Source organism: Pseudonocardia sp. OZ21 (genome assembly GCF_059359135.1).
Window position 1 is genome coordinate 89,655 of sequence record NZ_JCADBN010000013.1, and the last position, 12,075, is coordinate 101,729.

11 protein-coding genes are annotated in these 12,075 nt (G+C 67.0%); 5 read left to right on the top strand and 6 right to left on the bottom strand.

The window, feature by feature from the left end; translation table 11 throughout:
* The first annotated feature begins 1 nt into the window (after position 1).
* From AC5L35_RS26770 to AC5L35_RS26780, 3 genes are all read left to right on the top strand, one after another.
* Positions 2–1,594, top strand: a complete 1,593-nt coding sequence (locus AC5L35_RS26770; protein WP_495062474.1) for a long-chain-fatty-acid--CoA ligase — start codon at positions 2–4, stop codon at positions 1,592–1,594.
* Positions 1,591–1,998 (top strand): acyl-CoA thioesterase, encoded by a 408-nt coding sequence (locus AC5L35_RS26775; protein ID WP_495062475.1) that lies wholly within the window; start codon positions 1,591–1,593, stop codon positions 1,996–1,998. The genes AC5L35_RS26770 and AC5L35_RS26775 overlap by 4 nt, the downstream gene beginning before the upstream one ends.
* A gap of 917 nt (positions 1,999–2,915) precedes the next feature.
* The gene (locus AC5L35_RS26780) at positions 2,916–3,371 is read left to right on the top strand and encodes a hypothetical protein (RefSeq protein ID WP_495062476.1); all 456 of its coding nucleotides are present in this window, start codon (positions 2,916–2,918) and stop codon (positions 3,369–3,371) included.
* A gap of 86 nt (positions 3,372–3,457) precedes the next feature.
* Here AC5L35_RS26780 and AC5L35_RS26785 read toward each other — a convergent pair whose 3' ends face one another.
* Together AC5L35_RS26785 and AC5L35_RS26790 are read right to left on the bottom strand one after the other, a co-directional pair.
* Positions 3,458–3,748: a hypothetical protein gene (locus AC5L35_RS26785; RefSeq protein WP_495062477.1), complete on the bottom strand. Its 291-nt coding sequence runs from the start codon at positions 3,746–3,748 to the stop codon at positions 3,458–3,460.
* A gap of 310 nt (positions 3,749–4,058) precedes the next feature.
* Complete coding sequence (locus tag AC5L35_RS26790; protein ID WP_495062478.1) at positions 4,059–4,544, bottom strand: nitroreductase family deazaflavin-dependent oxidoreductase; 486 nt, start codon at positions 4,542–4,544, stop codon at positions 4,059–4,061.
* Positions 4,545–4,636: 92 nt separating this feature from the next.
* Between AC5L35_RS26790 and AC5L35_RS26795 the strand changes: the two genes are divergently transcribed.
* Positions 4,637–5,257, top strand: a complete 621-nt coding sequence (locus AC5L35_RS26795; protein ID WP_495062479.1) for a hypothetical protein — start codon at positions 4,637–4,639, stop codon at positions 5,255–5,257.
* A 207-nt stretch (positions 5,258–5,464) separates the two neighbouring features.
* Here the strand turns inward: AC5L35_RS26795 and AC5L35_RS26800 are convergent, their stop codons facing one another.
* The 4 genes from AC5L35_RS26800 to AC5L35_RS26815 all read right to left on the bottom strand — a co-directional run bounded on the left by AC5L35_RS26800 (position 5,465) and on the right by AC5L35_RS26815 (position 10,825).
* Positions 5,465–6,196 (bottom strand): TDT family transporter, encoded by a 732-nt coding sequence (locus tag AC5L35_RS26800; protein WP_495062480.1) that lies wholly within the window; start codon positions 6,194–6,196, stop codon positions 5,465–5,467.
* Between the two features lie 365 nt (positions 6,197–6,561).
* Positions 6,562–7,395, bottom strand: a complete 834-nt coding sequence (locus AC5L35_RS26805; RefSeq protein ID WP_495062481.1) for a crotonase/enoyl-CoA hydratase family protein — start codon at positions 7,393–7,395, stop codon at positions 6,562–6,564.
* Between the two features lie 147 nt (positions 7,396–7,542).
* Positions 7,543–9,111 carry an AMP-binding protein gene (locus AC5L35_RS26810; RefSeq protein WP_495062482.1) on the bottom strand — a complete coding sequence of 523 codons (1,569 nt, stop codon included), beginning with the start codon at positions 9,109–9,111 and terminating at the stop codon, positions 7,543–7,545.
* A 190-nt stretch (positions 9,112–9,301) separates the two neighbouring features.
* On the bottom strand, positions 9,302–10,825 hold the full coding sequence (locus tag AC5L35_RS26815) for a GMC family oxidoreductase (protein WP_495062483.1): 1,524 nt from the start codon (positions 10,823–10,825) through the stop codon (positions 9,302–9,304).
* 301 nt (positions 10,826–11,126) lie between these two features.
* Here AC5L35_RS26815 and AC5L35_RS26820 point away from each other — a divergent pair, with 301 nt between their 5' ends.
* Positions 11,127–11,960, top strand: a complete 834-nt coding sequence (locus tag AC5L35_RS26820) for a helix-turn-helix transcriptional regulator (protein WP_495062484.1) — start codon at positions 11,127–11,129, stop codon at positions 11,958–11,960.
* The last annotated feature ends 115 nt before the right edge of the window (positions 11,961–12,075 follow it).

Genomic DNA, 12,075 nt, shown 5'->3' on the forward strand with positions numbered 1-12,075 from the left:
GATGCACGATCTGACCATCGCCACGATGCTGCGCCGGGCCGAGCAGTTCACGCCCGACCGGCCGGTCGTCTCACGCGAACCAGACCGATCCCTGCACAGGACGACTTGGGCCGAGATCGGCCGCCGTGCCCGGCAGCTCGCCTCGGCGCTGCTCGGGCTCGGGCTGGCCCCAGGCTCCCGCGTCGCGACCCTCTGCTCGAGCCACCGTCAGCACCTTGAGCTGTACTTCGCCGGCCCGCTCGCCGGCCTTGCGCTGCACCCGCTCAATCCGCGCCTGCACGCCGACGACGTCGCCTACATCGCTGACCACGCTCGGGACGAGATCCTGGTGATCGACGAGGGGTTCCTGCCGCTCTATGAGCAGATTCGCGGGCGCACCCCGTTTCAGCGGGTGGTCGTGATCGGGAACGGCCCCGCGGACCTCCTCGATTACGAACAGCTCCTCGACAGTGGTGACCCGCAGTGGCGGCCCGGGCCGCTGGACGAGACGAGCACGGCGTTGATCGCCTTCACCAGCGGGACGACCGGGAGGCCGAAGGGCGTCGAGGTCTCGCATCGGGCTGTGGCCGTGCACGCCCTGTCCAGCGCCCTGCCCGGCTGGCTCGGGATCCGCGACACAGACGTTCTGCTGCCCGTGGTGCCGATGTATCACGCTCTCGCCTGGGGCTGGCCCTACACGGCCGCGCTGCTCGGGGCCAAGCTCGTCCTGCCCGGGCGCTTCCTCGACCCAGCCAGCCTGCTCGAACTCTTCCACACCGAGCGCGTCACGCTCACCGGCGGCGTGCCGACCGTCTGGATGGGCGTACTGCAGGCCCTCGATGCCGAGCCCGGACGCTACGACCTGACCGCACTTCGCTCGATCCTCTCCGGCGGCTCGACAGCCCCGCCGTCGATGATCACCGGCTACACGGAGCGGCACGGTCTCAACCTCGTACACACCTGGGGCATGACCGAGTTGATGATGGGAGTCATCGCCGAACTCGCCGCCGAGCTTCAGGACGCGCCGCCCGCCGAGCAGCTCCGTCACCGGCTCACCCAAGGCCGACCCATGCCGTTCGTCGAGATCCGCGCCCGCGGTGACGCCGGCCTCGTCCCCTGGGACGGGACATCCCTCGGCGAGCTGGAGATCCACGGCCCCTGGGTCGCCACCGGCTACCTCGACGCACCGGACGCCAGCGCCCGCCAGTGGACCGACGACGGCTGGTTTCGCACCGGAGACATCGTCACCATCGCCTCTGGCGGCTACGTCAAGATCGCCGACCGCACCAAGGACGTCGTCAAGTCCGGCGGTGAGTGGATCTCTACTCCCACCCTGGAGAGCGCCCTTATGGCCCACCCCGCAGTGGCCGAGGCCGCGGTCATCGGCGTCGACGACGACAAGTGGGGAGAACGCCCCCTCGCCGTCGTCGCCTTCCACACATCCACCTCGGCAACACCCGACGAGCTGCGGGAATTCGTCGCCCCGCACCTGGCCCGCTGGTGGCTGCCCGAACGCATCGAGATCGTCGAGGCACTGCCCAAGACAGCCGTCGGCAAATTCGACAAGGTCGCCCTGCGGCGCACCTTCACCACCCCGACCGGAACTGACCAATGATCGCTCCCGCGTGTCCGTTCGACGTCCTCCACACCGAACACCTGCGTGTCAACTGGGTCGACACCGACGCCGGCGGCCGAATCCACTGGACTGCGCCCTTCCGCTGGGCCGAACTCGCCGAACACGCACTCCTGCGCCGACTCGGCCGGCAACGCAGCGAAGCAGGGCCCTACCCACGACGCTCCACCGAAGCCGTCTACCACCGCGCTCTTGAGTTCGACGACGAGTTCGAGATCCGCCTCGGCGTCGAGAAAACCGGGCGCAGCTCGGTCACCTTCGGCTGGCACCTCGTACGCGGTGACGAGCTATGCGTGGAAGGCCGACACACCGTTATCCATGCCGGAGAAGACGGACGTCCCGTACCGTGGCCGGACAACCTCCGCGCCGGTCTAGGAATCAACTGAAATCCCAGTCGACCACGACGTCGCGGAGGCCGCTCCTCCCCGCCCGTAACTCGTCACATCCTTAAGGGGGCAGGTGTTTGGCGACGTCGATCGGCCTCCCCACTTCTGACAGACCCATCCCAGATAATAGAGAGCACCGATGCTGTCACTTTCCAAATGGGCTTCGAGTCCCGAGGCCCGCGCAGCCAGCGCGGAACAGGAGTGTGATAAATGAAGCACCGCACCGCGCCACCACGAGGCCGACCCCGATCCCCGGTCCGACACGCCAAGTCCAGCTCGCGGGAAGGATCACCGATGACCGAGACAATCGACGCTGTGCCGGATCGGATTGACCAGGCACACACACGGCTTCCTAGCGTTCCACTCGGCCGCCGGCCCGGACCGCATCCAGACCGGCGTCGACAAAAGATCCCGCTCGAACTACAGCTGCCGCACGCCGGCGCAACCGTGGCGCTCAACCAGCGGCCCGCGCGTCCGGGCGTGCTGAGCTCCTCGAATTATCCGGTCATAGTCGCCGGGATATGTGGCCGCGCGAGGCCGGCGGCCAGCACGGGGAGCACAAGCCGCCGCTATGAGGTCTCTTCGTGGTGATCGAGCGAGGTGCTCGAACCCTCGTGGACGTCGTCGGACTCACCGCGTGTTGCGGGCGCTGCGTCTCGTCCTGAAGCACGGCGAGGCGGAGCTGACGGCGGCCGGCGCGGCGGGGACTGCTGCATGCAGCGGCCCGCCGTGGGCGGGTGGGCACGAGGGGCCCACCCGCCCACACCACCTCCGACGTTGAACGAACCGACCCGGGGCGGATCTCTTTCGGCAATCGCCGGAAACCTCCATCAACAAGGTCGACCATTGATACCTCCACATGATTCGAAGTATGCGGCGACAGTGGAGCGGGAACGCGCTAAGGAGTCCTCCGAGCCATGACCGGCCAGCTTCCTGCTCTGCGCAACCGAACCCGCGTCCTCATTACAACGAGTCGCATAGCGACAGCAGCATCACTGCTGGGGGCAACCGCGATGCACGTAGATCTCCTGTTTCTGGGGCGCAGCGACATCCCAGTGGTGGGGTTTGCCTTTCTGCTCAGCGCGCTTGGCGGGATGATCCTCGCACTGTCCGCGCTCCTTGTACCGTTACAGCTGTTTGTGCCCGTCACATTGCTCGGAGCACTGTTCATACCCACTACCTTCGGCACGCTCCTGCACGATCCGTTCGGACTGCCGACTCCTCTCGGAGGACCGCTGTCTTCAGCTGCGGTCATCATAGATCTGGTCAGCCTTGCCGGGCTGACCTTGGCACAAAGTTGCTGCCCTCGCAGCCCAACCGCTGACGTCTTTCGCGTTCAGAGAAATATGAAACAAGGCAGCCCGGATAGCTGAGGAGCTAGTGGCCACAGCCGCATTGCAAGATCCGAAGAAAGCAGGAGTAGCTCCCAAGTCAGGGCTAATCGAGGCTGCCACTGACTCTAAACCGGCCCATCCTCCTTATCGTCGCCGTCGGGCTCGCGGAGCCGTGCGGCCGCGGCGTCCAACAGCACGGCGATCTGCTCGGCGACCGGTTCGTCGGTGGCGCCGCGAGCTGGCACAGCAGTCGCCGGGTCGCCAGGGTCGGGCGTGGCGCTCACGACGAGCGCGACGTCAAGCTGCCCGATCTCCCACCGGTCGTCGCCCTCGCCGATGCCGACGTGCACCGGAACGGAGATGGGCCCGCCGTTGGCCACAGCTGCGCGAATGTCTTGGGTGGTGGCGAACGCCACGGGGCCTCCTGGTCGGTGTTGGTTCAGCGGCACGGGCCGTGGTGGAGTTCCCGCCTCCCCTGCGCGCCCCACCAGGGGTGCATGGCGTCATCGGCCCGGCGACTCAATCCTTGCGCGGCCGCAGCAGTTGGTGGCGGTCGGGCTTCCCATCGCGCGAGCGATGAAGATGCCGATGAACCCGGTCACAACTCCGACGCCAGTCGAGGCTCGCGCACGGTGGCAGGCCCGCTCCGACAGGAAACCCCAATCCGGCGACGAGGTTGCGTAAAGTTGGGTTCTTTGCGAAAGCGGGGCGCAGTGCCGGTCGGCGTCAGTCGACGGGAGTGAGCTCAAGGAGGGGGATCAGGCGCGGCGTCTTCTGCTGATACTCGGCGAAGAATGCCCATTCCTTGACGGCCCGGCTCCACCATGCGGCCCTCTCGTCGAGAGCGATCTCGCGCGCGAAATAGTTCGCGGTAGCCGTTCCGTCCTGGATCTGGACGTCCGGGTTCGCCTTGATGTTGTGATACCAGGCCGGGTTCTTCGCCGCGCCGCCCTTCGAGGCGACGAGCAGGTATCGGCCGTCGTATTCGATCCGGACCAGCGGCGTCCGACGCGTCTCACCGCTCTTCGCGCCGCGTGTCACCAGAATGATGCGCCGCGTAGTGGTGCCGCCCGACGTGACGGAGATGCTGTCGGTCGTTCCGGCGGCGTCGACTGTTGCCAGAAGCTGGCTCTGGTCGTACAACCAGCTCGCGTCGTCGAGAACACTCAGATCCATCGTGGGCGTGGGACGTGCAGGGTCGTATGAACTCATTCCAGGCACCCTAGTGGCTCCTCACACAGCCTTGAGATTCCCCGATATCGAGGTGACCGACGAGCCTGATCCCGGAGGCAGCTGGGGTGCTCGTGGCCACGGCACTACTGAGCATCGCCGTGCTGCCCCACGGACGCTGGGCGCAGACGATCCGGGAGATCGCCGCCTCGGCGCTCTTCGCCGAGAACTGGCAACTCGCCGCTGACTCGGTCGACTACGCCGCCCGCACCAACATGACCAGCGTCGTGCAGCACTTCTGGTCACTGTCCATCCAGGGCCAGGTCTTCCTCGTCTGGCCGCTCCTGGTCGCCGTCGTGGCGGTCAGCTCCGCCGCTTCCCCGGCCCCGCTGCGTCCCCGGCTGACCGCCGTGCTGACAAGCCTGTTCTCCGCCTCCCCGGTGTACTCGGTGGAGCCGACGATCACGAACCAGCCCCTCGCGTACTTCCACACCCCCCGCCCGCCTGTGGGAGTTCGCCCTCGGCGGCCTGCACGCCCTCACCATCGACCGGATCGCGCTCTCGCCGCGTGCGCGGGTCGCGGCCGGCTGAGTCGGCGTCGCCGGACTCGTGGCGTGTGGCGCGGCCATCCCGGTCGCCGACGAGTTCCCCGGCGTGGCGTGACAGCGCCTCCACTCCGGTCCGACCACGGGGCCAGACCGCATGCGCGCGGCCTGGCCCCACCCCTCGGGTCAGGAGCAGGCGTCGGGCAGTGACCGGCCCGCCCCCACCCCCGGGTGCGCCGGCCTGACCCCTTGTCGCCGTGGATGACGGTGCCTCGGAACTGTCGTCCACACCGCCACCGCGACGCGAACCGGCTGTGACGCCCAGCCCGTAACCGCGTCAGCAAGGATCACGAGAATCCTGTGGACGCTGTCAGACAGCTCCACGCCAACCCAGAAGATCCCCCCACCAACGATCACTCAGACGGTGTCGCCACATGATCTTGGCCAACCTCTCCGATCGTTACATCGACCACGATCGCGATTAGATGGTTGACCCCGATCGCCATCCGGATCCCGCTCATGATCGGATACACCTCGCCGACGTTCAGGTCGCCCGCGGCCGGAGAGCCTTGCATAGTTGTTGAGAAGCATGACCTGGACTAACACCATCGCGGCGAGCACGCCCGTCAGTGCTTGCCCGATCAGGTCAACCGGCCCCGGGTTCAAGTTCCCCCAGGCAACATAGGCGATACCCGGTGCAGCGAGAAGCGCGACATGCAGTGGCAGCTGGTCGGGCAGCAAAGCTTCAGCATTCAGTGAGTGGGCAGCGGCCATCGCGCCGACAAGGGTCCAGAAGAACACCCCCCCACCGAAGATGCCCAGCGCCATCCCACGTGCTCCTAGCTCATTCATGCCCACGCTGATCACGAAAGGTCCCGTGACGAGCGGAAGGATGCCAATCGTGGGAAGAATGGCGGCGAACGGGCCGAGGAACCGGTACGAGCGGTCAGCGACCGCAGAGCGACGGTGCCGACCGGGCTGGATAATCCAGCGTACAGCGTAGGTCGTCCACAGGCCCAGCGCAGCCGCGGTAAAGAGCTCGGACAGCGGTTCCTGCATACCTAATGCTCGTTCGGCCGCGCCCCAGGAGACCAGCAGACCCGCGAGACCGAGCGGAGCGCCCAAAGCACCGAACGCGAGAATCGCCACCGTGGCAGGCTCACTGACGCGGTGCGCCCTAGTCGTCTTGCCCGGTCGCACGCTATTGGTCATCGCGGACACTCGTGCTGGAGTCATGACACGAAGACCATGCGGAACCGCACACGGCCGGTCAGCAAGTCCGCGTAGAGCTGATCGCCCGCTCCCACGCTTTCGATCTCGGGTGCCACGCCGCGCGAAGGGCTGAGCGCGAATCGGCTCGCGTCCAGCCGGTGGACATGCGTTCTATTTCGCGGCTGAATGGCTGGTGCTCGGCCGCAGCTGCAAGGTACGGGAACTGCATGGGGATCGAACCGGTGCCGATGCGTCCGGCGGGTGAACGCCTGGTTCCGAACCAGCCTTGTGCATCCGATCATTCACCCCACCTTCCGTGCCCGGCCCTGTAGGAACGCCTGTACGCGATCCTTGGCATCGGTGGTACCGGCGGCGACGGCCGCCATCAGTGATTCAAGGAGGTACCCGTCCGACGAATTGGCCTCGGCGATCCGGGGCAGCGCCTGCAGTACCGCGAACGTCGTGACCGGCGAGCCGGTCGCGATTCGGCAGGCCATCTCCAGCGCTGCCGCGAGCCCCTCCCCCGGTCCGGCCAGATATTGGGACAAGCCGAGGGCGTGCCCCTCCCCCGCGTCGAGCACACGCCCCGTGAGCATCATGTCGACCATCCTGTGCACGCCGATCAGCCGCGGCAGGCGCACCGATCCACCGCCCCCGACGAACAGCCCCCGCTGCCCCTCGGGCAGCGCGTAGAAGGCGCTCGGCTCGGCCACCCGGATGTGCGCGGCGCAGGCCAATTCGAGCCCACCACCGATCACCGCGCCCTTCAGCACAGCGACAACGGGGACACGACCGCGCTCGATGCGCTCGAATGCGCGATGCCACATCTGCGAGTGCTCAACAGCGGCGAAGGTGTCGCGCTCGGCGATTTCCGACAGGTCGAGCCCCGCAGAGAAATGGTCCCCCTCTGCATCGAGAACCACAACCCGGACCTCGGCCGGCAGAATGGAGAAGAACGTCTCGAGGCCTAGCACGGTCCGGGTATCGAGCGCGTTGCGCTTGGCCGACCGGGCCAGGCGCAATACCGCGATGACACCATCCGGGCCACGCCGCTCCACCTGCAGCGACGGCGGCAGCAGCGCCCGCACCTGATCGTCGGCTGCGGCGGCGTCCTGCCGGTTTTCTGCGCTGGTCATGAACCTTCCCTTCTATTCGAGTGGCCGAGTGACTTTCCGGCGTCTGACAGATGCGTTGACTGCGGACAGATGTCTGGTCCGAGTTGCCTCACCGGAGCCGGCGGACATATCCCGCGAGGTGCACAGATAGGCCGCTTCCCTGATCTCCTACTTCTGGGCTGACCCGGGTCGCGTGGCGAGCGACCGGCGGAGGATCTTTCCACTCGGCGACTTCGGGATCTGCTCGATGAACTCGATGCTGCGCACCTTCTTGTAGGGTGCGACCCGTTCGGCCACCCAGGCCATGAGCGATTCTGCTGAGATCGGCCTCGAGGTGACCACGAACGCCCTGGGTGCCTCACCGCCTTCGTGGTGCGGCACGCCGATCACGCCGGCGTCGAGCACGTCGGGATGGGTGAGCAGCAGCGCCTCGAGCTCGGCCGGTGCGACCTGGTATCCCTTGTACTTGATGAGTTCCTTGAGCCTGTCGACGACCCAATAGATCCCCGCATCGTCGATCCGTACGATGTCACCGGTACGCAGCCAACCGCCGTCGACGAGCGTCTCGGTGGTGGATTCTGGGTTGTCCAGGTATCCAGCCATCACCTGCGGACCTCGGATCCACAGCTCCCCGGGTTCACCACGTGCAACGTCGGCGCCGGTGGCCGGATCCACCAGGCGGGCTTCGGTAGAAGGCACCAGCCGGCCGACGGAACCGGCCGGTATGGTCTCGAACTCGGCGTCGGGCACCAGATTGATGGTCGGGCTCGCCTCGGTCATGCCGTAGCCCTGACGGATCAGACAGCCCAGCCGGGCCTCGGCCCGCCTGGTCAGGTCGACGTCGAGTGGGGCTGCGCCGCAGATCCCGAGCCGGAGCGAGGAAAGGTCATAGTTGTCGACTGCGGGCGCGGTGGCCAGGGCGAGCACCATCGGGGGTGCCAGATAGGTCCGGGTGACCTGGTGGTCCTGCACCATGCGCAGGTACGTGTGGAGGTTGTAGCGAGGCAGCGTCACGATTGTCGCGCCGGCGCGCAGCGCAGCGTTCAGCACGACCGTGAAGCCGTAGATGTGGAAGAACGGCAGCACTGCAGCCAGGATGTCGTTCTCCGCGACCTGCCAGCCCGCGCCGTTCTGCTCGATGTTGGCCACCAGGTTTCGGTGGGTGAGCATGACTCCCTTGGACAGGCCCGTGGTCCCACTGGAGAAGGGCAGCACCGCGAGCGAGCTGCGAGGATCCAGTGCCAAGCGGGGACAACCTCGACGATCCGCGAGCAGCTCGGCGAACGGCGTGAACCCCTCAGCCTCGCCGAACACGATTCGGTGCTCGATCCCCACGATGTCAGCTGCCATTGCCGCCTGGGTCGCCGCTTGCTCAGATGCCATGATCACTACGGCCTTCGACGCGACCAGCTGCTTGACCAGCTCGTCGGTCGTCGAGATCGGGTTCATCGGGGTGATTGCCGCGCCCGTCGCGAGCACCCCGTACAACCCCACCGCATAGAGGGGCTGGTTGTGGCTGATCAAGGCGACCACGTCGCCGGATCCGACACCTTTGTGAAACAGGGCGCCCGCGGTCGCATCGACGCCATCAGCCAGGGCTCGATAGGTCAGCCGCTCCCCGGACGTCGCGTCGACCAGCGCCGTTCTCGCGCCGCGCTCGCGGGCCCGACCGAGGACGTATTCGGACAGTGTGACGTCGGGAATCTCGACATCGGGCAGGGCACTGCTGTATATCATCAGCTCTCCTCACAGTGGCCAGCGGGTTCGTCGGTGGACGCCAAAGAATGGTTCGGCCACACAGACTGCTTGCTGCCGCAGCCGGTCTCGATTGTTATTTCGGCGATGATCTGGGGCCCGCCGGGCCAGACCCTGTCGACGGCCGCCACCAAGTCGGGCTGCCGAGCGATGCACGTCGGTCCGCCGTCGGTCAGGCTGCGGCCGAGACGAGACCGGCGGCGCGTTCGGCGATCCCGTAGACGGTGGCGTTCGTGTTGGCGGAGACGATGGACGGCATCACCGATGCATCGGCGACCCTGAGCCCGCTGATCCCGCGTACCCGAAGGTCGGAGTCGACCACGGCACCGTCGTCGTCGCCGATTCGGCAGGTCCCAACAGGGTGGAAGTAGGGCAGCAGGTTGGCGCGAAGGAAGGCACGCACGCTGTGGTGGTCGTGCACGTCCGGGCCGGGGAGCGCCTCGGCACGGCACCAAGGGGCAAGCGCGGAGGCTCGGCCGATTTCGCGGGCGATACGAAGTCCGGCGGCCATGACCTCCAGGTCCCGGGGATCGCCGTAGTAGTTCGGGTCGATGATGGGGCCCGCTGCGGGACCAGCGGCGGTCAGCCGGACCGAGCCACGACTGAGAGGCGCCATGTGGGAGAAGGCGATGGCGTAGCCCTGGTCGGGGCCGGCGAGCGAGGCCGCGCGCATCGGAAAGTCCACTGCGAGGATCTGCAGGTCCGGTGCCCGCACAGCGGCGTCGCTTCGGACGAGCCCGACCACCTCGCCGTGGTTGTTCCTCGCGGCGGGAATCGGCCGGGCCGCGTGGTAGACGACGGTGACCATGGGGTGGTCGTGCAGGTTCGACCCAACCCCCGGCAGGTCCAGTACGGTCTCGACCCCGACCTCGCTCAGGTGGGCCCGAGGACCGATGCCCGACTGCAGCAGCAGCTGCGCAGAGCCGATGGATCCTGCAGTGAGCAGGATCTCCCCGGGGCACCACACCTGGGACGTCGCGCCGCCGATGCTGTATTCGATGCCGGTGGCCCTCCCGCCTGCCACCGTCACCCGATGTACGGAGGCGTCGGTGACCACGTCAAGGTTGGGACGGCTCATCGCTGGTGCCAGGTAGGCGTCCAAGGCGCTGATCCGGGCACCGTCGGCAATGGTCAGATCGGTCCGGCCGAACCCTTCCTCCAGCCCACTGCTGATGTCGGTTGCCGCCGGATGACCGAGTTCCACGGCCCCGGCCAGGACGGCCTCCGCGATGGGGTGACCCGGATCGGCCGGCCCGACCGGCACCGGCCCGGTTACTCCACGCGCGGCTGGGTCACGTCCCTCCGCGCGCTCGCTTCGACGCAGGAAGGGCAAGAGATCATCGAAGCCCCACCCCTTTGCCCCGGCCGCCTCCCACGCGTCATAGCTGGACCGATGACCACGGAGGAAGAGCATGGCGTTGATGGCCGAGGATCCACCCAGACCACGCCCGCGCGGGAACGCCAGGCGCGTTCCGGTCGCCGACTGGACGGCTGTGCTCTCGCCCCAGTTCGCCGCCGTCCCCAGCAGGTCAGGCCATGCCGGGGGGACTGAGGTGAGCTCCTGTGGGTCGCGGCCCCCGGCTTCCACCAGGAGCACACGCGCGTCGACGTCTTCGGACAGCCGCGCGGCAAGCACACTCCCGGCTGTCCCGGCCCCCACGACGATGTAGTCGTAGGTCTTCCCTGTCGACCTCATGCGGACGAGGAAACACGCGGTTGGCGCCGGTTATATAGGCATGTGAAGCCTGGGTGTCCGAGGTCCACCCTGCGCCGACATCAACCCGGTCCAGGCGTGCGGAGCGAAAGTCTGCCGTTTCCCGCCGAGGTGTCCGCGCGCCCACAGTCCCACCTGGCCGATAAATAGGGCTATGTCGCCTTTGTCCGCGACGAGAGGGCAAGGTGATCTCAAGGGCCACCACCTGGCACGATCAGAAATATCCAGCGAAGACAGCCTGTTGGTGTGGATGATGAGCGTAGCCGTAGCCAGCGGGGTGACCATGAACCGGAACGCCGAGCTCGGAACCTTTCTTCGGACGCGCCGAGCCCGGCTCGACCCAGCGGACATCGGACTGCGGCCAACCCGCCGTCGCCGGGTGCCAGGCCTGCGAAGGGAAGAACTGGCCGTACTGGTCGGTGTGAGTCCGGACTACTACGCGCGTCTCGAACAGGGGCGGCAGCGGACCGCCTCACCATCTCTGCTCGACGCCGTGGCGCAGGTGCTGCAGCTCACACAGGACGAGCGGAGGCACCTGTTCGCTCTCGCCGACGCAGGGGACTCGAGATCGATCAGCGCCGGCCCGCCCGAGAACGCCGTGGATCCCCGGACCAGACGAGTTGTCGAGGCCCTCGGCGACACCCCCGCCGTACTCTGCGGACCGTACACCGACATCCTCGCAGCGAACGACGCAGCGCGTTTCCTGCTCGGCGACTTCACGTTGATGCCCACGTGTGAGCGCTCCGGCATTCAATGGATGCTCACACCCGAGACCCAGGCGCTCTACGGCGACGACTGGGAGCAGACGAGCGCTGCGATGATCGGTATTCTACGGCTAACAGCGAGCCGCCGTCCCGGAAACCGACAACTGCACGAACTGGTGACGAAACATTCCGCGGAGTCCGAGCTGTTCCGCGAGGTCTGGGCTGAGCACCGCGTTGCCGGAGAACTCCCCCCGGGAAAGACGTTGAACCACCCCACTGCAGGTCGGCTTGAATTCACCAACGAACTGTTGACGTTGCACTCGGCACCGGAGCAATCACTCTTCCTCATGATTCCCCGAGACGCCAGCCGGTTCGGGACAGCCTTCCGAGAGTTCACACTGGGCGAGCCGTAGACAGTGCCTGTCGACGCGCCTCGTCACCCGGCGGCCATGCCGACGTGCGGGTTCATAGCCATCCCGTCCGAAGTCGGCCCTCGGGGTCGGTCGGGGCAGCAACGACGCAGGTGCC

Excerpts from the sequence above, each read along its gene's own strand:
- AC5L35_RS26770 (WP_495062474.1), top strand. The coding sequence starts at position 2 with ATGCACGATCTGACCATCGCCACGATGCTGCGCCGGGCCGAGCAGTTC.
- AC5L35_RS26775 (WP_495062475.1), top strand. The coding sequence starts at position 1,591 with ATGATCGCTCCCGCGTGTCCGTTCGACGTCCTCCACACCGAACACCTG.
- AC5L35_RS26780 (WP_495062476.1), top strand. The coding sequence starts at position 2,916 with ATGACCGGCCAGCTTCCTGCTCTGCGCAACCGAACCCGCGTCCTCATT.
- AC5L35_RS26790 (WP_495062478.1), bottom strand. The coding sequence starts at position 4,544 with ATGAGTTCATACGACCCTGCACGTCCCACGCCCACGATGGATCTGAGT.
- AC5L35_RS26805 (WP_495062481.1), bottom strand. The coding sequence starts at position 7,395 with ATGACCAGCGCAGAAAACCGGCAGGACGCCGCCGCAGCCGACGATCAG.
- AC5L35_RS26810 (WP_495062482.1), bottom strand. The coding sequence starts at position 9,111 with ATGATATACAGCAGTGCCCTGCCCGATGTCGAGATTCCCGACGTCACA.
- AC5L35_RS26815 (WP_495062483.1), bottom strand. The coding sequence starts at position 10,825 with ATGAGGTCGACAGGGAAGACCTACGACTACATCGTCGTGGGGGCCGGG.
- AC5L35_RS26820 (WP_495062484.1), top strand. The coding sequence starts at position 11,127 with ATGAACCGGAACGCCGAGCTCGGAACCTTTCTTCGGACGCGCCGAGCC.